This is a genomic window from Longimicrobium sp. (assembly GCF_036399255.1).
GTDB lineage: Bacteria > Gemmatimonadota > Gemmatimonadetes > Longimicrobiales > Longimicrobiaceae > Longimicrobium.
On sequence record NZ_DASWNM010000077.1, the window covers coordinates 36,369 to 54,780 of the forward strand.

Annotated in this window: 16 protein-coding genes; 3 read left to right on the plus strand and 13 right to left on the minus strand. The window is 70.1% G+C overall.

Annotation, left to right across the window (positions count from 1 at the left end):
- Positions 1–99: 99 nt before the first annotated feature.
- Both VGC13_RS12800 and VGC13_RS12805 read right to left on the minus strand, forming a co-directional pair.
- The gene (locus VGC13_RS12800) at positions 100–3,048 is read right to left on the minus strand and encodes a DNA/RNA non-specific endonuclease (protein ID WP_331125642.1); all 2,949 of its coding nucleotides are present in this window, start codon (positions 3,046–3,048) and stop codon (positions 100–102) included.
- A gap of 165 nt (positions 3,049–3,213) precedes the next feature.
- The gene (locus tag VGC13_RS12805; protein WP_331125643.1) at positions 3,214–3,630 is read right to left on the minus strand and encodes a nuclease A inhibitor family protein; all 417 of its coding nucleotides are present in this window, start codon (positions 3,628–3,630) and stop codon (positions 3,214–3,216) included.
- Between the two features lie 434 nt (positions 3,631–4,064).
- On the opposite strand from VGC13_RS12805, the gene VGC13_RS12810 reads away from it, so the two are divergent.
- Entirely contained in the window at positions 4,065–4,760 is a 696-nt protein-coding gene (locus tag VGC13_RS12810; protein ID WP_331125644.1) for a hypothetical protein, read from the plus strand.
- A gap of 654 nt (positions 4,761–5,414) precedes the next feature.
- Here the strand turns inward: VGC13_RS12810 and VGC13_RS12815 are convergent.
- The 7 genes from VGC13_RS12815 to VGC13_RS12845 all read right to left on the minus strand — a co-directional run bounded on the left by VGC13_RS12815 (position 5,415) and on the right by VGC13_RS12845 (position 11,501).
- Positions 5,415–6,200, minus strand: coding sequence for a transglycosylase SLT domain-containing protein (locus tag VGC13_RS12815; protein ID WP_331125645.1), 786 nt, complete (start codon positions 6,198–6,200; stop codon positions 5,415–5,417).
- Positions 6,201–6,282: 82 nt separating this feature from the next.
- The gene (locus tag VGC13_RS12820; protein WP_331125646.1) at positions 6,283–6,672 is read right to left on the minus strand and encodes a type II toxin-antitoxin system VapC family toxin; all 390 of its coding nucleotides are present in this window, start codon (positions 6,670–6,672) and stop codon (positions 6,283–6,285) included.
- A complete protein-coding gene (locus tag VGC13_RS12825; protein ID WP_331125647.1) occupies positions 6,669–6,965 on the minus strand; it encodes a hypothetical protein in 297 nt (98 codons plus the stop codon). The genes VGC13_RS12820 and VGC13_RS12825 overlap by 4 nt, the downstream gene beginning before the upstream one ends.
- 78 nt (positions 6,966–7,043) lie before the next feature.
- Complete coding sequence (locus VGC13_RS12830) at positions 7,044–8,225, minus strand: threonine synthase (RefSeq protein WP_331125648.1); 1,182 nt, start codon at positions 8,223–8,225, stop codon at positions 7,044–7,046.
- Positions 8,226–8,394: 169 nt separating this feature from the next.
- The gene (locus VGC13_RS12835; protein ID WP_331125649.1) at positions 8,395–9,078 is read right to left on the minus strand and encodes a class I SAM-dependent methyltransferase; all 684 of its coding nucleotides are present in this window, start codon (positions 9,076–9,078) and stop codon (positions 8,395–8,397) included.
- Between the two features lie 3 nt (positions 9,079–9,081).
- The gene (locus tag VGC13_RS12840; RefSeq protein WP_331125650.1) at positions 9,082–9,777 is read right to left on the minus strand and encodes a hypothetical protein; all 696 of its coding nucleotides are present in this window, start codon (positions 9,775–9,777) and stop codon (positions 9,082–9,084) included.
- Positions 9,778–10,157: 380 nt separating this feature from the next.
- A complete protein-coding gene (locus tag VGC13_RS12845; RefSeq protein WP_331125651.1) occupies positions 10,158–11,501 on the minus strand; it encodes a protoporphyrinogen/coproporphyrinogen oxidase in 1,344 nt (447 codons plus the stop codon).
- Between the two features lie 103 nt (positions 11,502–11,604).
- Here VGC13_RS12845 and VGC13_RS12850 point away from each other — a divergent pair, with 103 nt between their 5' ends.
- Positions 11,605–13,218: a TldD/PmbA family protein gene (locus tag VGC13_RS12850; protein ID WP_331125652.1), complete on the plus strand. Its 1,614-nt coding sequence runs from the start codon at positions 11,605–11,607 to the stop codon at positions 13,216–13,218.
- Between the two features lie 3 nt (positions 13,219–13,221).
- On the plus strand, positions 13,222–14,571 hold the full coding sequence (locus tag VGC13_RS12855) for a TldD/PmbA family protein (RefSeq protein ID WP_331125653.1): 1,350 nt from the start codon (positions 13,222–13,224) through the stop codon (positions 14,569–14,571).
- 295 nt (positions 14,572–14,866) lie between these two features.
- On the opposite strand, the gene VGC13_RS12860 is transcribed toward VGC13_RS12855, so the two are convergent.
- The 4 genes from VGC13_RS12860 to VGC13_RS12875 form a co-directional block, all read right to left on the minus strand.
- A complete protein-coding gene (locus VGC13_RS12860) occupies positions 14,867–15,046 on the minus strand; it encodes a hypothetical protein (RefSeq protein ID WP_331125654.1) in 180 nt (59 codons plus the stop codon).
- 177 nt (positions 15,047–15,223) lie between these two features.
- A complete protein-coding gene (locus tag VGC13_RS12865; RefSeq protein WP_331125655.1) occupies positions 15,224–15,607 on the minus strand; it encodes a hypothetical protein in 384 nt (127 codons plus the stop codon).
- Positions 15,608–15,727: 120 nt separating this feature from the next.
- Positions 15,728–16,267 (minus strand): matrixin family metalloprotease, encoded by a 540-nt coding sequence (locus tag VGC13_RS12870; protein WP_331125656.1) that lies wholly within the window; start codon positions 16,265–16,267, stop codon positions 15,728–15,730.
- 297 nt (positions 16,268–16,564) lie between these two features.
- Entirely contained in the window at positions 16,565–18,226 is a 1,662-nt protein-coding gene (locus tag VGC13_RS12875) for an electron-transfer flavoprotein:ubiquinone oxidoreductase (RefSeq protein ID WP_331125657.1), read from the minus strand.
- Positions 18,227–18,412: the final 186 nt, after the last annotated feature.

Sequence of the window (18,412 nt, forward strand, 5' to 3'; positions counted from 1 at the left end):
TCGTCAAAACACGCCAATGCTGGACAGCGTAAACAAAGCGAACGGGGCCGCATCCGTGTGGATGCGGCCCCGCTCTCCGTCACCCCGCCGTGGGGTGGATCAGAGGCTTTCGATGCTGCCGATGACCCGCTGCGCCGCCGCCGTCAGCCGCGCCGCGTCCGTGGCCGAGAGCCGGCCCGAGGCCGCCATCGCCTCGACCTCGTTGACGAACGCGTTGAGCTGGTTCACCGCCACGTGGCCCTGGCCGCGCCCCAGCGACGCCTCGGCCGCGCGCAGCTTGGCGTTCAGCGAGTTGCCGTTGCCGCGGCTGATGGAGCCGTTGGCCACCAGCGCGTCCACCGCGCCGGCCACGCCGCCCACCGCCTGCGCCGGCGACTGCACCGTCACGGTCGCCGTGCGCACGCCCTCGGCGCCGTCGTCGTCCGTCACGCGCACCGTCACCGTAAAGGTGCCGGCCGACGTGTAGCGGTGCGAGAGCACGAAGCCGCTGCCGTCCAGCGCCAGCGGGCGCGCGCCGGCCCCGTCGCCGTAGTCCACCGTGGCCGTCCACTCGTCGGCGCCCGGGTCGGCGAACGTGCCCGCCGACGCGTACGTCTCGCCCTGCAGCAGCTGGCCGCCCGCGAACGCCGCCACCGACGGCGCCGCGTTCATCACCGTCACCGTGGTGGTGGCCGTGTCGGCCGCGCCGTACGGATCCGTGGCGATCACCCGAACCTGGTAGTTGCCGTTGTCGGCGTACACGTGGCTGGGCGTGGCGCCCGTCCCCTCGGCGCCGTCGCCGAAGCTCCACGCGTACGTCAGCGCGTCGCCGTCCGGATCGCTGCTCGCCGCGGCGCTCAGCAGCACCGCCGAGCCCTCGATGCCCACGTACGGGCCGTCCGTGGCCGCCACCGGCGCGCGGTCCTTGCTCTCCACGATGCGCTCGATGCCGTTGGGGAGCGCGTCCAGCAGGTCGTAGCCCGTGCGCGCCTCGACGTCGTCCACCGTGGTCTCGTACATCGTCCACGGGTTGTTGCGAATGCCGCGCGCCGTGGCCGTGTCGTTGGGCATGCGGATGGCGATGACCTGCAGGTCGCCCGTGCCGTGCACGTCGTCCAGCCCCTCGCCGCCGTCCACGATCACCGCCACCTTCCAGGTAAAGGCGGGAATCTGCACCCGGCCCTCGTTCTTGAGCGTGGCGGGGCTGGCCGTGTACTCGCCGCCGGCCACCACGTAGATCTCCTTGCCCTGCTGGCGGGCCAGGTCGTTCAGGTGGTTCTCGAACTGCACCCACGGGCCCTGGTTGTTCTCACCGGCCTGCGGGACGATGTTGGTCATCAGGAAGGTGGCCGCGTTCTCCTGGAACGTCGCCGTGCGGCTTTCCGACTGCACCATGTGGCCGCGGTCGTACCCGCCGTTGCGGTAGTTGAAGTCCACCACCCTGTACACGTTCGACGGCAGCGTCTGGTCGGCCGTGAAGCAGTCGCAGCGCGGCGCCGCGCCGAACTGCGTGGCGTTGATGTTCCACGACACCCAGCTGGGCGCGCCGCGGGTCTCGCTGTACGACGAGACGTACTCGCGCCGGTTCACCAGGACGCCCGTGGCGCCGTCCGGCGTGCCGAACTCCACGTGGTTGCGGTACACCGAGGGGGTCGGCACGTCGGCCGGCAGGATCTCGATGGACGCGCTTCCCGAGGCGCCGTTGCTGGCCGTGGCCGTGATGGTGGCCGTGCCCGTGCCCAGGCCGTTGATGTAGCCCAGCGAGTCCACCGCCGCCACCGACGGGTTGGAGCTGGTCCAGGTGTAGGTGACGTCCGTGACCACCTGCCCCGCCGAGTTGCGCGCCGTGGGGAACGCCGGCTTGGTGTAGCCCACGGGGATCTGGCGCGGGGCGTTGATGCTCAGGCTCACCGAGCCGCCGCCACCGCCGCCCGTGCACCCGCTGTTCGCCGCGCCCGGCGTGCCCAGGTCGCCCGCGCCGAAGGGCACGGTGCAGTTGGTCCAGGCGGTGCCGTTCATGCTCACGTTGTCGCTGGCCGGGTCGATCAGCGCCCGCGCGGTGCCCGCGGTCACGCTGGTCCACGCCACCGAGTCCAGCGTGGCGCCCGCGCCGTCGCGCAGCGCCAGCCAGTCGGTGCCGTTGCCCAGGTTCAGCGTGGTGGCGCCGGCGTACACGTAGGTCACCGTCACGCCGCCGTTGGTGGTCGTCACGCCGTTGCGCCCCAGCACCGCAAAGCCGCCGGCCGGGATCACCACGCTGCCGGCGATGGTGTGCGATACGTCGTTCCCCGAGGCGATGGTCCAGCCCGCCAGGTCAACCGGCGTGGTGGCGCGGTTGTGCACCTCGAACCACTCGCCGGCGGCGTCGAGCACCGCGCGGGGGTCCGCCAGCACCTCGTTGATCACCACGTTGCCGGTCCCGCCCACGGGGGGCGGCGGCGGGGGGGGCGCGGTGGCGCCGTCGTTCGCGGCGCCCGGCGTGCCCTTGTCGCCCAGGCCGTACACGGTGGTCTGCGTGGCCCAGTTGGCGCCGCTCATCACCAGGTTGTCCAGCGCCGGGTCCTTCAGGCCGCGCGACGCGCCCGTCGGGGGCGACGCGGTGCCCCAGCTCACCGAGTCCAGCGAGGCGCCGGAGGGGTCGCGCAGGGCCAGCCAGTCGGTGGCGCTGTTGTTCAGGTTGAACTGCTGGTGGGCGTACGAGTAGTTCGCCGTGACGCCGCCGTTCTTCGTGGCGTCGCCGCTGCGGGCGATGACCGCGTAGCCGCCGGCCGGCACCACCACGCTCTGGTTGATGACGTGCACCGCGTCGTTGTTCGACGCGATGATGTAGTTCTGCAGGTCGATCGCCGCGGTACCGGTGTTGTAGACTTCGAACCACTCACCCAGGGTGTCGTCGACCCCGGCGGGGTTGGGCATGATCTCGTTGATCACCAGCGGAGAAACGGCCGTGGCCTGCAGGTCCAGGCGTGCGCCCGTGCTGGCCGCGTCCGTCACCTGGTCGCTGCTGCATGCCGCCAGCACCAATCCAAGCGCAACGGCACCCAGGCCGCGCATCGTGATATGGTTCATGTGGGGAGGGTTCCGGAAAAAGGAACGCGCCCTCGGGTCAGGGGAGGGCGCAGGTACCGCGGGAGAACACTGAAACTTACCTTATCAGACACCTGCGGTCAAGGCTTTCCGGGGTCGGCCGCGTCACGGATGTGTAGCAGGGACCGTGCCTTACGCGCCCATCCGTCACGTCTCGATGGCCACCGTCCGCACCCCCGCCAGGTTCCCCCGCCCATCGCCGCCCACCACGTAGCACTGCACCTCGATGCGCCCCGTTCGATACACGGTGGTGCCCCGCAGCTCCGTCCGCAGCAGCTCGCGCAGCGCCTCGTACCGGGGGCGCAGCGCCTGTGCCTCCGTGTCGTACGGATCGCTGGTTTCCGCGTGCCGCATGAAGAAGTCGTCCAGGTCCCGCTCCTCCACCCGCCCCTCGGCCCCGATCAGCCGGCCGAACGCCTCCGCCCCCGGCGCCCGCTCGCCGCCGCCGGGAAGAAAGAAGAACTCGAAGGGCCGGTCCGACTCGCTGCCGTACGTAAGCCCCTCCGCCGCCCGCTCCAGCCGCTCCCGCAGCCCCGCATCCGGCGATGTGGATGATTCGCTCATCTCGACTCTCTGTCTGTAGATACCACTCCGGGCCCTGTCATTCCGAGGCCCATCCACCCCGCGCCCCTCCGCCCGCGCCGCAGCCGCGGGGCCGAGGAATCTACCTTCTGACTGCTGGAGCGCCGACGCGGCAGCCCGCGCCAGCCCCGCGGCTACCGCAGACCCCGACAAAGCCGGAAAGCCGGTACACGGAACATACGGATGATGCGCGCCATCCCGCGAACCTCGCGTCGGGGCGCGTCACTCGAAGTGTCCCCTTATGTGGACGATGAGGGACGCGCCGTCGCGGTGTTGATTCCACCTATCTGATTTGATTACATCATCTTGTGCAGGATCGGCGGCGGAGGCGCCGCGGTTGCCATCCTGGGGAGCGACCCGCCGGACGATCTTCCGCGATCTCCCATCGGCCAAACTCCTTGCCACGAGACACACCCATGATCCGCATCCGAAAGATCCTCGCCTTCGCGGCGCTTGCACTCGCCCTTTCGACGGCCGCCGACGCACACGCGCAGGCCGGCGTTGCACGCTGGCAGGGCAGCCGCAGCGAGCAGCTCATCAACCAGGCCGTGCGCCACTACGGCTTTCGACCCAACCGCCTGACCCAGCGGCAGGTGGAAGCCATTCAGGACACCTGGGCCGAGCTTCTGGGCGTGCAGGGCGGACGCCGCACGCTCAGCCGCGCGCAGGCCACCGCCATCGTCTACATGGCGCTGGTGCACCCGTATGAGGAAGACGGGTGGTACGATGAAGGCCGTCCCGGCCGGCGCCCCGGCGGCGGGTGGGACGACCGCCCCAGGGATGACTACGACGATGCGCCTCCGTACCGTGACGAGGCGTGCCTGCAGATGGAATCCGACGCATACCGCCTGGAGAACCTGGTTCGCGCGCCGGAGCGGAACAGCGGCCTGTTCGTCGCCGAGCCGGAGAAGGGCCGGGCCCGCGCGCTCGCCCGGCAGATCCAGCAGCGGGCCATCGAGTGCCGCGCCAGCACCGTCGCCGACCGCGCCGCGGACGTCCTGACGGCGCTCTCCGCCGCGCTCCCCGAGCGGTCGCACGTGGCGGCACGGGTAAGCTCGCTCAAGCAGGCCATTGAGCGCGCCACCCCCTCCGGCCCCCGCCGCAACGGCTGATACTGAATCCGGAAAAATACCTGTCATTCTGAGAGAGCGCCCGCCCCACACTGGCGGAAAAGCCGCGGAGCCAGTGGCGCGACCGAAGAATCTCCCGCCCCTCGCGCGGAACCCTTCCCGGGCATCGCCCGGGAACCCCGCGTGACGGAAAGATCCTGCCGTTGCGGACAAAGATTCTTCGGTCGGCGCCATGCTACCGGGCGAAAGGAGAGCACCGCGCGGCGCCTCCCTCAGAATGACAATTTTGTCGGAATCCAGTATGGATATGGGCGGGCATTTCCCAGAGATGGAATAGGCCGGGCGCCGCGATGGCGTCCGGCCCTTTCAGCGTTGCCCAGAGGTTTGCTGGACATCTCGGATCGCAACAGAGCGGTGACTTCCTGAGGGAGCGCACCACGTGTAACCCGATTCCACACAACGGCCTGCGCGCGACCGAAGGACCTGCTCTCCGGCGATGCGGGGCCGGCTTCAATGCCGCGGGACCAGCCCCGTCGTTCTGCTGGCGAGGTCCTTCGGTCGGCGCCAGGGTGCAGTGTACAAGCGAGTTGCGGGGCGGCGCCTCCCTCAGGAAGTCAATCACGCTGGGAGGTTTGTCAACACCCACTCAGGAAGTCAATTGCGGTGATGGGGTAGCGGCACTCGCTGAGGCGGACGTCAGCTTCCGTCTTCGCCCTCCGCGTCGCCATCCTTTTCGGCGCCGGGGGGGAGGGGGATGATGCCTTTGCCCTGGTATTCGCGTCCGCCGTGGGCGCGGGGGCCCAGGATGCGGCGGCCGTAGCCGTTCTCGGGATCGGCGCCGCGGCGCAGGGCGCGGTCCACGGCGATCTCGCCGCGGTTGTAGGCGATCACGCCCAGCCGCACCGCGTCGGCGCCGTGCTCCTCGTACCGCTCGATCATCTCGCGCAGGTAGCCAAAGCCCAGCCGCATGTTGGTGTGCGGGTCGATGAGCTCCTTGCGCGTGTCGATCTTGGGGTCGATGTCGCGCGCCGTGCCGGGCATCATCTGCACCAGCCCGGTGGCGCCCCCCGCGCCGATGGCGTCCGGGTCGAACACGCTCTCCACCCGCACCAGGCGGAATCCCAGCTCCGGGTCCAGCCCCACCTCCACGGCGGCGTCGTGGACCATGCGGGCCATGGTCCGGGTGATGTGGTAGCGGTCGGCCAGCGACTGGATGACCAGCTCCGACGAGTCCACCTTCTCCACCGCGCGGCGCAGGTAGGTGGCGTTCAGCAGCTGCGGCGTCTTGGGGGTGGGCACGCGCAGCTCGCGCAGGGAGTCGGGGACCCCCGCGCGCGGCCCAAAGCTGGCCGGCACGCTGGACGAGGTGCGCGCCAGGGCAATGCCCCCCGCAAAGATGACGGGGAGCAGCGCCAGCATCCACCAGGGAATGCCCGCCAATCCGTACCGCCTGCGTCCGCCAGGCCGGGCGACTTCGGTCACGGTCTTTCTCCTCCGAGTCCGAAACGTCCATCCATAACGAAGCGATCCGCCGCCGCTCCCGTGGCAAATCCGGGACCGGCCGTCAGGCGCTGGATTCGTCGAAGAGGGTCAGTTCGGGGAACACCGCCTGCACCCACGTGAAATGTGCATCGCGAGTCCAGAGAGGGAGCTTGTGGTAGATGGCGGTAGCGGCGATCACGGCATCGGGAAACTTGATCTTGGTTCCCCGGCGGGCCATCGCACCCAGAATGCGCCCCGTGAGCTCCCATACCGGCTCATCGATGGGAACGCGCCCGAACAGCCGCAGCGTTGCTTCGACGTCGGCGCGCTGGGCTCCTCCCCGATCTCCCGTGTACATCTCGGCCACCACCACACCACATACGGCGGGCCGCCCGGAAACCACGACGCGCGCAACCGGCAACGTCGGCTTTCGCGCGAATTCGATCAGGATGGAAGTATCCGCCAGGATCATCCGGCGTTGCGGACCGCGAGGATCGTCTCGACGTCGAGCCCTCCCTGCTCAGCAAGGCGAAGAGCCGCCGCGATGCCGGGCTCCTTCTTCGCCATCTCCCGCAACTCCGCCATCTCTTCGGGCGTGGCAGAAGGCCGGCGCAGAGAATCCCCGAGAAACGTCTCGAGCGTCTCGGCGAAGGGATCCTCGCCTGCAGCCTGGATTTCTTCCATCACATGGACGGCGAGCGCGTCCTGCTCCTCATCAGGCAGCCGTGAGGCCAGTTCGAACGCGCGCTGCAGCATCTCGGTCATGCCAACCTCTCTTTCGCTGGAGCAAACCGGCCACTCCTTACGATCATCCATTCCGGCGCTCCCGTCAAGCCCTCGCGTTCAGACGACGTACTTCAGCCCGCTGCCGGTGTTGAAGAGCACCACCTCGTCGTCGGGGCGGATGGCGCCGGACTGGCGCAGGCGGGCGGCGGCGACGGCGGTGGCGGCACCTTCCGGCGCGCAGAAGATGCCCGTGTCGCCGCCCACCAGCGGCGTCCACGCGCGCATCTCGTCGTCGTCCACGGCGATGGCGGCGCCGCCGGAGCGGCGGACGGCGTCCAGGATCAGAAAGTCGCCCACGGCCCTGGGCACCCGCAGCCCGGACGCGTACGTGTGGGCGCCCGCCCAGGGCTCCGCGTGCTCCGTCCCCTGCTCCCACGCGCGGACGATGGGCGCGCACCCGCTGGCCTGCACCGAGATCATCCGCGGCCGCGCCGAGCCGATCCACCCCAGCCGCTCCATCTCGTCGAACGCCTTCCACATCCCCACCAGCCCGGTGCCCCCGCCGGTGGGGTAGACGATCACGTCGGGGAGCCGCCACCCCAGCTGCTCGGCCACCTCGTACCCCATCGTCTTCTTGCCCTCGACGCGGTACGGCTCCTTGAGCGTCGACAGGTCGAACCAGCCGTGCTCGCGCGCGCCCTCGGCCACCCGCGCGGCGCAGTCGGTGATCAGCCCGTCGAACAGCTCCAGGTCGGCGCCCAGCGCGCGCATCTCCTCGAGGATGGGGAACGGCGTGTCGCGCGGCACCACCACGTGCGCGCGCATCCCCGCCGCCGCGGCGTAGGCGGCGGTGGCGCTCCCCGCGTTTCCGGCGGAGGGGAGCGCGACCTCCGTGATCCCCAGCTCCTTTGCGCGGGAGATGGCCATGCACAGCCCGCGCGCCTTGAACGACGCGGTGGGGTTCTGCCCCTCGTCCTTTACCCAGCACCGCGCCACGCCGATGCGCGACGCCAGCCGCGGCGTGTCGATCATGGGCGTCCACCCCTCGCCCAGGCGCACCGCGTTGGCGGGGTCGCGCACGGGGAGAAGCTCCGCGTAGCGCCACAGGTCGGCCGAGCGCCCGGCCAGGTCGCCGCGCGAGAGCCGCGCGCCGATGGCGGCCAGGTCGTAGCGCGGATACAGCGGCTTTTCGCAGCAGGGCGACAGCCGGTGCGGCGCCTCGGCGTCGTACCGCGCGCCGCAGCGGGTGCACTCCAGGTGCGTGGCGCCGCCGGCGGGAAGGGTATCGTCCATGGACATCGGGATCGTTCTGGATTCGTCCGGGGTTGGCGCCATGCGGGCGATGCCCGCCTCACACCGTGTCGTGCAACTGTGCGTCCATCTGCTCCGCGTCCGGGCGCGCGCCGCGGTTCAGCCACGGCGCAGCGTCTCCATCAGCGCCGTTTTCCGCGGCGCCGCGGCGCAACGCTCATCGCCCGTCCGGATCGTCGCTTCCGGGCTGCACCAGGACGCCGATGCCCATTCCCACACCGCCGGGCTGGTCCTGGTCGATGAACTCCCGGACGCGGAACCCGCCCCGGATCTGCGCCCACAGCCGGTCCACCTGGTTGTCGGGAAAGCCGGGGTTGGGATGGATGTCGTGAAAGCCGATCAGCCCGCCGGGGCGCACCAGGGGCCGGTACAGCTCCCAGTCGAGCGTCGCCCCCGGCAGCCGGTGGTCCGCGTCGATCCACAGGAAGTCGACCGGCCGGCCGCCCAGCGCGGCCACCACGCGGTCGCGGGTTTCGGGCAGCTGCGAATTGGCCCGGAGGCACTCCAGCGTCTGCCCGGGCCGCAGGAACTCGGCAAAGCGCGCGCGGTCCTGGTCCGTGGTGCCGATCCCCTCGCGCTCGTTGGGCAGGTCCACGCTCACCAGGCGCGCATCCGGTGCCGCCACGGCGGCCCAGCAGAAGAGGGTGCCGCCGCGGTGCGTGCCGATCTCCAGCACCGTCCGCGGCCGCTGCCGGCGCACCATCGCCACCAGCGCGGCCAGCTCCCAGGTGCGCTGCAGCGCCGCGTGCTCACGGATGGCGCGACGGGCCAGCCGCAGCGGCGCGGGGCCTTCCAGCGCGGCCAGCCGGGCCAGGCGAACGAGCTTGCGAATGCGTGACATGTCCTACCTCCGTGCGGGGCGCGCGGCGAGCACCGTCTCCACGGGCCCGCCGCACTCCGGACACTTTGCCTCGGCGCCCTCGGACCAGCGGTGGCAGGCGATGCACAGCGTCACCAGCCGCCCCTCTTCCTCCGACGCGGCGGGGAGAAGAAAGGCGGTGCCGTCGTCCGCCACGGCGCGCAGGGAGGGGCCGGTGTAGAAGTGGGCCAGCAGGTCGCGCAGGTCCACGTCCGCCGCCTTTTCGATCACGTCTTCGCGCGAGACCGCCGTCCGGTCGCGAAAGCGCGCGCGCTCCGCCGTCCAGGTGCGCTGCACCCCCGGCTCGGGCGACATCGTCAGCGTAAGTCCGCGCGTTTCCAGCGAAAAGCGCGCGTCCAGCCGCGTCCGCAGCCGCTCCGCCGCTTTGCGCAGCTCCAGCCCCGGGGCGAGCTGCCTGCGGTTGGCCGAATGAATGGAGGGATCGCAGAAGATGCGGGCGCGGGCGTCGGACCACAGCGGCGTCTTCAAATTGCCGACGTCCGCCTCGACCACCGCGGTGTAGTCGTACGGCCGGTCCACCGTCCCCGCCTCGATGCGGGTGTCGCGCACCCCCGGCGAGCCCTGCAGCGCATCCAGCAGCGCGGCGGCCAGCAGGTCGCGGCGCGCGCGGTCGGAGAGCGGGCACCACAGGTCGGGGTCGAACAGCTCCGGAAAATCCATCGAAAAAAAGTGCGGGAGTGCGAAAGTGCGGGAGTGCGGGAGTGCGGGAGTGCGAAAGTGATGTCGGTCAGCGCGACAACTTAGCCCGGCGGCGGGGGCATCGAAACCGCGCCCGCACGCTTCGTCCCACGCGGGTGGATGGGATGCTGTCGATCCGCTCAATATCCGGTTTGCGGACGGAGATGAAGGGTCTCATGCCGAATCCGGGCAAACGACACCTTTAGGCGTACAGAGGAACAGAGTCAGACAGAGGAACCAGGATGATATTTCAGCTCGCTTTCTCTGTCTGACTCTGTTCCTCTGTACGATCATTCTTTGTTCCTCATGTACGATTATTCTTTTTCAGGATCATCGCCCAGCCCGGCAGAACGCGATACGGATCAGCGGATGCGCGCGAGAAGGCGGTCGGCGGCGGCCAGGCCGGAGGTGACGGCGCCCTCGACGGTGGGCGAGTAGAGCCAGTCGCCGGCAAGGACGGTGGCGGGGGCGGATTCGAACGCGGCGGAGCGCAGCACGGGAAGCCGGCCCAACGATCCGGGGCCGAAGATTGTCCATCCGTGGCGCCAGTCGTAGACGCGCGCCTGCAGGACGGCGCGGTCCACGCCCGGCAGCACGCGGGCCACGTCGGGAAGCAGCAGGGCCAGCGCGTCGTCCACGCCGGCGCCCAGCAGCCGCTCGGCCGCGTGCGGCTGCGCAAAGGCGACCACGAGGCCCTTGCCGGGCGGCACCAGCCCGGCCACCTTGTTCTCCTGCACGCACACCGCCGCCACCGCGCGCGACTCGCCCGGCGCGAACGACAGGCCGAACCAGCGCACCCCGGCGGGGCGGTCCAGCAGCAGCGCCAGCGAGACGGCCGGGCGAACGCGCACGCCGTGCAACGTTTCCGCGGCCGCGGGTGTCAAAAAATTAGCAACGCGCCGCGCTTCCGGCGCGGGGAGCGCCACCACCGCCGCGTCGAAGCGCTGGCTCGCGCCGCCGGCCGAAACCCGGACCCCGCCCTCCGCCGTATCCACCGCGTCCACGGGGGTGGAAAGGTGGATGGACGCGCCGCCTTCGCGCAGCCGGTCCGCCGCCGCGCGGCAGAAGCCGTCCGCGCCGCCGCGCAGGGCCCGCACCTCCAGGCTCAGCCCCTGGCGCGCCAGGGCGTGGTAAAAGCCGGCGCTGGCCTCGTCGGGAAGCGTGCCGTACAGGGTGGAGAGCAGCGGCGCCGCCAGCAGGTCCACGAAGTCGCGGCCCAGCTCGCGCCGGCCCCACGCCGCGATGCTCTCCGCGTCCAGCCCCGCGGCGGCCGCGCGCTCCAGCGCAGACAGGTCCAGGTCGGCGGAATGGCGCTGCAGGTAGGGAAGGTACTGCGCGCCCATCCGCAGCTTGAGCTGCAGGGGGAGCGCGCCGGAGGCCAGCATGCTGGCCGGCGAGCCGTAGACCACCTCGTGCGCGCGGCCCTTTCGCCACAGCGCGTCGCGCCCGGGCGAGCGCTGGGCCAGCGCCTCGGCCTCCGCGGCGCGCAGCAGGCCAAAGAAGGCCGCGTAGCTGGATCCGTACAGCTGCACGCCGGGGTCGATGCGCCACCCGCCGTCCACGTGCTCCGTGCGCGTGCGCCCGCCCACGAAGGGCGCGGCGTCCAGGACGGTGACGGACGCGCCGGCGGCGTGCAGGCGCAGGGCGGCGGCCAGCCCGGCGGGGCCGGCGCCGGCCACCGCCACGGAAAGGTCAGGGGCGCTCATGCCGCCCGGCCCCACGCAACCGCCGCGCCGACGCGGAGTTGCGCTGTACGAACGCTCGTTCTAGTTTCCGCAGTCCCATCCCAACCCTCCATAACGGAGTACCATGAAGCGCAGAGACTTCCTCCTGCAGGGCGCGGCGGTCACCGCCGGCCTGAGCGCAGGCTCGGCGATCCTGCCCAGGCTGGCCAGTGCCGCGGTAATGGACCCGGTGGACGCCGCGGTGAGCCGCGAACTGGCCATGCGCGCCCTGGACGCCGCCCGCAGCGCCGGCGCCACCTACGCCGACTTTCGCCTGGCGGCCAACCGCAGCCAGGCGCTGGGCACCCGCGAGCGGCAGATCACCTTTTTCAACGACGCCGAGACGTACGGCTTCGGCATTCGCGTGGTGGCCAACGGGTCGTGGGGCTTTGCCGCCAGCCGCGACCTGAACGCCGACGAGGTGGTGCGCGTGGCGCAGAAGGCCGTGGCCCAGGCCCGCGCCAACGCCGCCGCCCGCCAGGCCCCGCTTGACCTGGCCCCGGTGGAGCGCGTTCCCGACGGCAAGTGGTCGTCGCCGGTGGAGATCGACCCCTTCGACGTTCCCATCGAAGAAAAGGTGGACCTGCTGCTGCGCGCCAACGCCGCGGCCATGGGCGTGCAGGGCGCGCGGTTCGTGAACTCGGTGATGTTCTCGGTGCGGCTGGGCAAGACCTTCGCCAGCACCGACGGCTCGTACATCGAGCAGACCATCTACCGGTCGTACCCGCTGATGAACATTACCGCGGTGGCGCCGGACGGCAGCGACTTCCAGACCCGGCAGAGCACCGACGTGGCCCCGCGCGCCATGGGCTACGAGCACGTGCGCGACGCGCGGCTGGTGGAGAACGCCCCCCGCTGGGCCGAGGAGGCCGTGGCCAAGCTGAGCGCCAAGCCGGTGGAGCCGGGCCGCTACGACCTGGTGCTGCTGCCCACGCACCTGTGGCTCACCATCCACGAGTCCATCGCGCACCCCACCGAGCTGGACCGCATCATGGGGTACGAGGCCAACTACGCCGGCACCTCGTTCATCTACCCCATCGAGAACTTCCTGGGCAAGTTCCGCTACGGGCAGAGCTTCATGAACATCCAGGGCGAGCGCTCGTCGCCGGGCGGCCTGTCGTCCATCGGCTGGGACGACGAGGGGGTCAAGCCCGACGAGTACCTGATCGTCAAGGAAGGCGTGCTGAACGACCTGCAGACCACCCGCGAGCAGGCGCCCATGCTGGCCGACTGGTACCGCCAGAGCGGCAAGCCGGTGCGCAGCCACGGCAACAGCTACGCCGAAAGCTGGGACGTGGTGCAGTTCCAGCGCATGCCCAACGTGAACCTGCTTCCCAACGCCGAGCGCGACGTGAGCGTCGAGGAGCTGGTGTCGGGGATCGAGAACGGCATCCTGATCGACGGCGACGGCTCGTTCAGCATCGACCAGCAGCGCTACAACGCCCAGTTCGGCGGGCAGGTGTTCAAGGAGATCCGGAACGGCCGCATCACCGGCCCCCTGAAGGACGTGGCGTACCAGATGCGCACGCCCGAGTTCTGGAACGGGATGGACATGATCGGCGGTCCCAGCACCTACTTCGTGGGCGGATCGTTCAACGACGGCAAGGGCCAGCCCGCGCAGAGCAACGCCGTCTCGCACGGCTGCCCCGCGGCGCGCTTCCGCGGCGTCAACGTCATCAACACCGGCCGGAGAGCCTGACCGATGCCTGACAATCGTTACCTTTCGCGCGCGGACTCCGAGGCGCTGGCCCAGAAGATCCTTTCGTTCAGCACGGCCGACGAGGCGCGCGTGAACCTGAACACCGGCACCGAGGGGAACACCCGCTTCGCGGTGAACCAGGTGTCGACGGCAGGCGACACGTACGACGCCAGCGTCACCGTGACCAGCGCCTTCGGCAAGAAGACGGCGTCGGCCACCACCAACCGCTTCGACGACGAGTCGCTGCGCCAGGTGGTGCAGACCTCCGAGCGCCTGGCGCGCCTGGTGCCCGAGGACCCCGAGTACCTGGGCGAGCTGTCGCAGCAGCAGTACCTGCCGGTGGAGCCGTTCTACGAGTCCACGGCCAACCTGTCGCCCGAAGAGCGCGCGCGGGCCGTGATGCAGATCACCGTTCCCGCCGCGCGGCAGAGCCTGATGAGCACCGGGTTCCTGACGCACTTCGCGGGGTCCACGGCGGTGGCCACCAAGAAGGGGCTGTTCGCCTACGCGCGCGCCACGGGGGTCAGCTTCACCACCACCGTGCGCACGCCCGACGGCACCGGCTCGGGCTGGGCCGGCGGCGGCGAGAACGACTTCAGCAAGCTGAACTTCGCCGAGCTGGGCGAGCGGGCCATCCGCAAGGCCGAGCTTTCGCGCAACCCGCGCGCGGTGGAGCCGGGCGAGTGGACGGTGATCCTGGAGCCCACGGCGGTGGCCAGCATGGTGGGGCTGATGGTGGGCTCCATGAACGCCCGCAACGCCGACGAGGGCCGCTCGTTCTTCAGCAAGCAGGGCGGCGGCAACAAGATCGGCGAAAAGTTCCTGGACGAGCGGGTCACCATCACCACCAACCCGGCCGACCCGCGCACGGCCGCCCTTCCCTTTACCGGCGAAGGGCTGCCCAACAACGCCACCACCTGGATCCGGGGCGGAACGCTCAGCGACCTGGTGTACAACCGGTTCTGGGCGCAGCGCAACAACCGCCAGCCCACGGGCTTTCCGGGGGCGTACCACATGAGCGGCGGCACCAGCAGCATCGAGGACATGATCCGCAGCACCGACCGCGGTCTGCTGGTCACGCGCCTGTGGTACATCCGTCCGGTGGACCCGCGCACCATCCTGTTCACGGGCCTTACCCGCGACGGCACGTTCCTGGTCGAGAACGGCCGCATCACGTCGGCGGTCAAGAACCTGCGCTGGAACGAGTCGCCCATCTTCATGCTCAACAACATCGACATGATGGGCGAGCCGGTGCGGGTGAACGCCTCCGAGGACGGCGCCGGCCAGGCGGTGATGGTGCCGGCCCTCAAGGTGCGCGACTTCACCTTCAGCTCGCTGTCCGACGCGGTCTGAGCCGTTCCGGGTCGTGAGTATAGAAAGCGGGCGGATCGCCGAGGTGGCGGTCCGCCCGCTTCCTTCTTCCCGGTATTCTGCTAGCGAGTCCGGGAAAACAAAACCTTCAAGGGTACAGAGGAACAGAGTCAGACAGAGGACCAAGATGATGTTTCAGCTCGCTTTCTCTGTCTGACCCTGTTCCTCTGTACGATTTTTTCTTTTTCAGGATCCAGGGTTGCGGACGAAAACGGCGGGTGAGCCGCGTTCAGCTCACCCGCCGTCTGCTCCCCAGGGCCGGGACCCGCGCGTTTTTTTACGCGGCGCGGGCGCCGGGCTTCCAGCGGCCAAAGGGCAGGGAAGGCGTGGCGGCCTGTTCGCCGCCCCACACGAACGCAATGCGCGGCGCGCCGGTGGCCGGCGCGTGGTCGTGCACCACGATCCCTACCGCGGAAACCGCCGGACGCTCGCCGGCGGAGTGCTCTTCGTGAAACATGGGAGTGCAACCGATAAGAGAAGCCCCGCGCGCACTGGCGCGTTCGGGCAGGGTGAAAGATGCACCCCTCGTACCGAACGCGCAACGGAACGCAAACGGCCGCCGCGCAACAGCTTGCGCGAGCGGCCGCTCGTCCCGCCGGTCAATCCGTGTCAGTGAGACGCGCTCCCTTTGTGTTCAGCCGACACAGGCCAGGCGCTCGGGCTCGTCCTCTTCGGCCACCAGCGCAATGCGCGGCGCGGCCACGGGGGTGCTGACGAAGCGCTCGGGGAGCGGAAAGCTGATCACCGTCTGCGGCGCGCTGGCCGCCGTGCGCTGCGCGCACCACGCGCGATAGCCCGGCAGCTTGAGCATCCGCAGGATGCGCCGGTCCATGGCGTTGCACAGCAGCAGCTCGGTGAGCTGGTATTGCCCTTCGGGGTTCATCCGCAGCTCGTTCACCACCTCGTCCGCAATGGCGAGCAGGTGCGAGCGCGGAATCCGCTCCTTGAACTCCTCGATCTGCTCCTCCACCCACTCCACGTAGGCGCGTCGCAGCGAGCGGGGCGTTTCGGAGCCCATCGGCATTCCTCCAGGGCGCGAGGCCGGGTTCTGCGTGTTCGGCAAACTGGCGTGAGGAAGGTGGCGCGATAGGGACGGCACTGGCTCGAGCGTCAAGTTAGGCTCCATGCCGCACGGGCGTCAAGTCTCTTGTAACGCACGCAACTTCAACGATGGCCGGCACTCAGGGCAGAACGCATGCTGCTTGTGGTCGCTGTCGGCAATGTGCCGGGAGGGATACATGACGCACGATGCGCGCCTGCAGTGCCGCATCCCCGCCAGGTGCCCCAGCTCGTGGACGGCCTCGGTGAGCAGCCGCGACCGCAGAACCCCAGCGTCCGCGCCCGATCCGGCCCGCAGCGGGGCCAGCCCCACCACCGCGCAGCACCCCTCCTCCGCCGCCTCGCCGAACACCGCGCCCACCCCCTCGGCGCAAAGGCCGGCCTCCGCTATTGCCAGCCGCCACCGCCGCGCCCGCCCGCGCCCCCCGCGCCGCGCCCCGTCCATCAGCGTGTGGATCAGGTGGATGGAGCGATACTCCCCGCTTTCCGCGTCCCGCCACTCGTCGCGCAGCTCCATCGCCTCACCGATGGACCATTGCACCCCCAGCTCCGCCCGCAGGTCGCGGCCCAGCCCCTCCAGCAGCGCGCGATCAGCGCCGCCGGCCGGGATCAGCTCCACCGGCCGAAGCCTGCGCCGCCGCCGGGGAAAGATCCGGCGGCGCAAAGTCAGCCGGACCTTCACCCGCGGCCGGGCGTCATGCACTCGCCCGCAGGCGGCGCGGGAGAGGGGATCGACGTCGCGAATGCCATCATCCGTATCCCCGAAATCGTTGCCGGCGCCAAAGGGAGTGCGTGGCGGCAGATGCAGGATGTCGGCCCGCGAGGAGCATCCATCCATCCACCGATCCATCCCCACGACGGGACCGGGCGCCCCGCGTGGAGCGCCCGGCCTCGTCCCTCATCCACCGAATCCGCGTTACATCCGCTTGTACCGTGGGCCGCTCTCGCCCTCGCGCGGGGTCCAGCGCGGGCCGATGACGTCGGTGGCCTTGCAGTCGATGCAGTTGGGCGCATTGACCACCAGCTTGTCGCCATCGAGCTCGTACACGCCGGCGGGGCACATGTGCACGTACAGCTCGGCCACCTCCTTCGGCACGTCCTGCCCCACGACCAGGTGGCTGGGGATGTCGTCGCGGGTCTTGTTGCCGCTCTTGAACACCGCGTCCACCTTGCTGAACGTCAGCCTGCCGTCGGGGGTGAACGGCGTGGCGGGCGTCACCTGGCGCGGCACCTCGGCGTCCTGGTGCATCTCGATGCGCCCGCCGAACAGCCGGCCGCCCGAGATGGTCATGAGCCCCGCCTTGAAGCCGCCCACGAAAAAGCCGTCCTTGAACGCCAGGCGCTGGTTGCGGCTCTTGTGCAGGTCGTCGCGGATGTAGCTGCCGTCCACCATCCGGTCGTAGGCGGAAAGCGAGGCGGCCGACACGTCGCCCTTCTTGAGCCCCTCGAAGATGGCGCGCGCGGCGAACATGCCGCTCTGCATGGCGTAGTGGATGCCCTTGAGCGAGGGCACGTCCACGAACCCCGCCGTGTCGCCCACCATCACCAGCCCGTCGCCGCTCTTGCGCTGCGACAGGGCGTAGTACCCGCCCTCGGGGATGGTCTTGGCGCCCCACTCCACCATCTCGCCGCCCTCCAGGTACTTCCGGAAGAACGGGTGCTGCTTCATCCGCTGCAGCATCTGGTGCACGTCCAGCGTGGTCTGCCGGTAGTCCAGCCCCACCACCAGGCCAATGGCCACCAGGTTGGGCTCCAGCGGATACATGAAGCTGCCGCCGAACGCGTCGCGCGGCAGCGGCCACCCCAGCGTGTGGACGATGCGGTCCAGCGGCTCTTTGGTCTCCCACAGCTCCTTTACGCCCAGCGCAAAGATCTGCGGGTTCTCGCTCTTCACGCCCTGCCACTGCGTCCACGCCTGCCCCAGGGCGCCGCGGGTGCCTTCGGCCAGGACGGTGACGCGCGCGGTGAGGTCCGTGGGCGGCTCGCCGCCGGTGCCGTCGCGGCTCTGGCCCGAAGGCGTGGTCCGCACGCCGCGCACGGCCTGTCCCTCCACCAGCAGCGAGTCGACGGGAAAGCCGGGGAAGACGTTGACCCCCAGCCCCTCGGCCTTTTCGCCCAGCCAGCGGCAGACTTCGCTGATGGACGCGGTGAAGTTCCCCGCGTTGTGCATGGGCGGCGGGGTGGGGATCTTTACCTGCCCCGTCTCTGTGAGCCAGTACACGGACTCCTTGCCCACCGCGTCGCGGAAGGGAAAGTCCGCGTCCTTGAGCTCGGGAAACAGCTCGCGAAAGGCGCGCGGGTTCACCACCGCGCCCGACAGGTTGTGCTCGCCCAGCGCGGACGCCTTGTCCAGCACGGCGATCTGCGTCTCGCCCAGCGTGCCGCCGGCTTCCGTGTCCTTCTGGATGAGGCGCGCCAGCTCGATGGCGCACGCCAGCCCCGCGGGGCCGGCGCCCACGATCACCACGTCCATCTCGATCGCCTCGGCGTCCGGCGCGTCGGTGACGATCATCCGCTCGCGGGGAAGCGGCGGCTGGTGGCGGATGGGAAGGACGGTGCCGCGTGCAGCGTCTGCCATGCGTTCTCCGTGGGGCTTTGGGGCCGTTTGTCTTGCGATTGTCGTTGAGCCGGGGCGGATTATAGGGGCTGGCGGGGAGGATGGCAAAGGCGGGATGGAACAGGAAGGCGGGGATTTCACGCGGAGGACGCACAGGAAAACGGAGAGGACGCGGATGAAGGCGTTCTCCGCGTCCTCTCCCCGTTC

What these genes read in the sequence shown, in the direction of transcription:
- VGC13_RS12875 (WP_331125657.1), bottom strand. Translation starts at nt 18,226, where the DNA reads ATGGCAGACGCTGCACGCGGCACCGTCCTTCCCATCCGCCACCAGCCG.
- VGC13_RS12855 (WP_331125653.1), top strand. Translation starts at nt 13,222, where the DNA reads ATGCCTGACAATCGTTACCTTTCGCGCGCGGACTCCGAGGCGCTGGCC.
- VGC13_RS12810 (WP_331125644.1), top strand. Translation starts at nt 4,065, where the DNA reads ATGATCCGCATCCGAAAGATCCTCGCCTTCGCGGCGCTTGCACTCGCC.
- VGC13_RS12830 (WP_331125648.1), bottom strand. Translation starts at nt 8,225, where the DNA reads ATGTCCATGGACGATACCCTTCCCGCCGGCGGCGCCACGCACCTGGAG.
- VGC13_RS12805 (WP_331125643.1), bottom strand. Translation starts at nt 3,630, where the DNA reads ATGAGCGAATCATCCACATCGCCGGATGCGGGGCTGCGGGAGCGGCTG.
- VGC13_RS12845 (WP_331125651.1), bottom strand. Translation starts at nt 11,501, where the DNA reads ATGAGCGCCCCTGACCTTTCCGTGGCGGTGGCCGGCGCCGGCCCCGCC.
- VGC13_RS12865 (WP_331125655.1), bottom strand. Translation starts at nt 15,607, where the DNA reads ATGGGCTCCGAAACGCCCCGCTCGCTGCGACGCGCCTACGTGGAGTGG.
- VGC13_RS12825 (WP_331125647.1), bottom strand. Translation starts at nt 6,965, where the DNA reads ATGACCGAGATGCTGCAGCGCGCGTTCGAACTGGCCTCACGGCTGCCT.
- VGC13_RS12860 (WP_331125654.1), bottom strand. Translation starts at nt 15,046, where the DNA reads ATGTTTCACGAAGAGCACTCCGCCGGCGAGCGTCCGGCGGTTTCCGCG.
- VGC13_RS12800 (WP_331125642.1), bottom strand. Translation starts at nt 3,048, where the DNA reads ATGAACCATATCACGATGCGCGGCCTGGGTGCCGTTGCGCTTGGATTG.
- VGC13_RS12850 (WP_331125652.1), top strand. Translation starts at nt 11,605, where the DNA reads ATGAAGCGCAGAGACTTCCTCCTGCAGGGCGCGGCGGTCACCGCCGGC.
- VGC13_RS12835 (WP_331125649.1), bottom strand. Translation starts at nt 9,078, where the DNA reads ATGTCACGCATTCGCAAGCTCGTTCGCCTGGCCCGGCTGGCCGCGCTG.
- VGC13_RS12820 (WP_331125646.1), bottom strand. Translation starts at nt 6,672, where the DNA reads ATGATCCTGGCGGATACTTCCATCCTGATCGAATTCGCGCGAAAGCCG.
- VGC13_RS12840 (WP_331125650.1), bottom strand. Translation starts at nt 9,777, where the DNA reads ATGGATTTTCCGGAGCTGTTCGACCCCGACCTGTGGTGCCCGCTCTCC.